The sequence below is a fragment of the Natronococcus amylolyticus DSM 10524 genome, from assembly GCF_000337675.1.
In the GTDB taxonomy this organism is placed as follows: Archaea; Halobacteriota; Halobacteria; order Halobacteriales; family Natrialbaceae; genus Natronococcus; species Natronococcus amylolyticus.
The window spans coordinates 1-2,153 of sequence record NZ_AOIB01000006.1; the positions used below are offsets into that span (position 1 = coordinate 1).

The window sequence follows — 2,153 nt, forward strand, 5'->3', positions numbered from 1 at the left end:
CAGCCGTTGTCGACGATCGGTCGCGACGAGGAGACCGTCGCGTCGAGGGCGTCGGCCAGCTCCTCGATGAGCTCGAGGTTCTCCTCCTCTTCGATCCCTCGGCCGACGCTCACGAGCACATCGGCGTCGCTGATGTCGACGTCGCCGCCGCCGACCTCCTCGAAGCCGGTGACCGTCGAGCGGATCGTGTCCTCGTCGATCTCGGCGTGNTCGGCGTCGCTGATGTCGACGTCGCCGCCGCCGACCTCCTCGAAGCCGGTGACCGTCGAGCGGATCGTGTCCTCGTCGATCTCGGCGTGGAACTCTTGGATCTCGGCGTCACCGGTGCCCTCGGCACCGGCCCACTCGGCACCGCGGATCGTCACGACGGCGTCGCCCGTCAGTTCGTTGGCCGTCTCGACCTTGCCACCGTACATTTCGCGGGTCGCGGTCAGCGTCTCGCCGTCGGTCTCGAGGCCGACGGTGTCGGTGACGATCGGCAGGTCCAGAGCGTTCGCGACGGCGGGTGCGTAGTCGAGGCCGTTGACGCTGTTGGGCGCGACGACGTACTGGGGTGCGAGTTCGTCGTAGAGCTGGGCGAGGACCTGTGCGTAGACGTCGTGGTTGAACTCCTCGCCGTACTCGACGGTGTGGACGACGTCGACGCCCTCCCGGTTGAGCTTCTCGGCGAACTCGCCGACGGGACCGCTGATGACGGCGACGTGGAGGTCGCCGCCGGTTTCGTCCGCCAGCTGGCGACCCGCGGTGATCGTCTCGTAGCTGACATCGCGCAGTTCGCCACGGCGGTGGTCTGCGACCGCAAGAATATCCGTCATGGTGCCACCCCCTTCTCGCGGAGCAGTTCACCGAGCTCCGAGGCGGTCTCTTCCGGACTTCCCTCCCAGACCGTCGCGTCGGTCTCGCTTTCCGGTTCGTACATGTCCGTGACCGTCACGGCACCCTCGACCGCACCCTCGTCGACGCCGAGGTCGCCGAGCGTGTGGACATCGAGTTCCTTTCGCTGGGCCTGTCGGATGCCTCGCAGGCTGGCGTAGCGGGGTTCGTTGATCCCCGTCTGAATCGTCAGCGCCGCGGGGAGTTCGATCTCAGTCAGCTCCTCGACGCCGCCCTCGAGCTCGCGCCGGACCGACGCAGTGCCGTCCTCGAGGTCGTGCTCGAGGTGGTTGACGACGGCACCCCACTCGAAGCCGAGCTCCTCGGCCAGGGAGACGCCGGTGGCGCCCCAGTTGTCGTCGCCGGACTGAACGCCGGTCAGGACGAGGTCGGGGTCCTCGGCCTCGACGACCGCTCGCAGGATCGCGGTCTTGGCGCCGACGTCGAGAAGGTCGACGCCCTCGAGGGCGTCGTCCCAGACGCGGATCGCGCGGTCGGCACCCTTCGCGAGCGCCTGGCGGATCGTCTGCTCGCACTCCTCGGGGCCGATCGTTACCGTGACGACCTCGTCGGCGATGCCCGCTTCCTGGAGCTGGACCGCCTCCTCGACGGCGTAGTCGTCCCACTCGTTGAGGTCGGCGCCGAGGTACTGGTCGGCGATCGTCGTGCCTTCGATCTCGAACTCGTCTTCGACGGTCGAGACCTCTTTTACCGTAACGAGGATCTTCATCATTTATCGATCGGGCGCCCCTCCCGTAAACGTTTTCGAAACACCGCCTCACGAACGACCAGTTGATTCGGTGTTCGTCCCACGAATCCTCCGCTCGTCGTGCACCCATCACACTCTCGGCGGGCGAATCCCGTGGGAGACGGTCCCAGCCCGGATCTCGAGACGGAAACGGTTTAACGGCGCCACCGGTAGTATACCGCATGGCAGACTGTCCACTCGCTGATGACTGCCCGAGCTTCTCCGAGCGGATCTCGGGGATGGGCTGTCAACACTACGGCGATCGGGGTGGCAAGGAGTGGTGTAACCACTACAACCAGCCGATCCAGGATCTGAAGACCCAGCCCGTCAAACCCAGCGAGGAGGTCGTGGTCGACGTCGTCGACATGCACGAGAGCGGCGCCGGCGTCGGTCGCACCGAGGACGGCTTCATCGTGATGGTCGACGGCGTCCTGCCGGAGGCCCGGGCACGAGTCGAAATCACCCGAGTCCACAGCAACCACGCACGCGCGGAGAAACTCGAACTCCTGTCTCTTATACACATCTCTGATGG

The 2,153-nt window shown here is 66.2% G+C and carries 3 protein-coding genes; 1 reads left to right on the forward strand and 2 read right to left on the reverse strand.

What is annotated here, in order from left to right; translation table 11 throughout:
- A partial coding sequence (locus C491_RS01605) for an electron transfer flavoprotein subunit alpha/FixB family protein (protein WP_005553265.1) occupies positions 1–815 on the reverse strand: 815 nt, incomplete at its 3' end.
- Positions 812–1,603: an electron transfer flavoprotein subunit beta/FixA family protein gene (locus C491_RS01610; RefSeq protein ID WP_005553266.1), complete on the reverse strand. Its 792-nt coding sequence runs from the start codon at positions 1,601–1,603 to the stop codon at positions 812–814. The genes C491_RS01605 and C491_RS01610, both read right to left, overlap by 4 nt.
- Positions 1,604–1,803: 200 nt before the next feature.
- On the opposite strand from C491_RS01610, the gene C491_RS01615 reads away from it, so the two are divergent.
- Positions 1,804–2,153 (forward strand): TRAM domain-containing protein (locus C491_RS01615; RefSeq protein WP_049891363.1); only part of this gene is annotated, 350 nt, incomplete at its 3' end.

Bases quoted from the DNA above. Each gene is read 5' to 3' on its own strand.
- C491_RS01610 (WP_005553266.1), bottom strand. From the start codon at position 1,603: ATGAAGATCCTCGTTACGGTAAAAGAGGTCTCGACCGTCGAAGACGAG.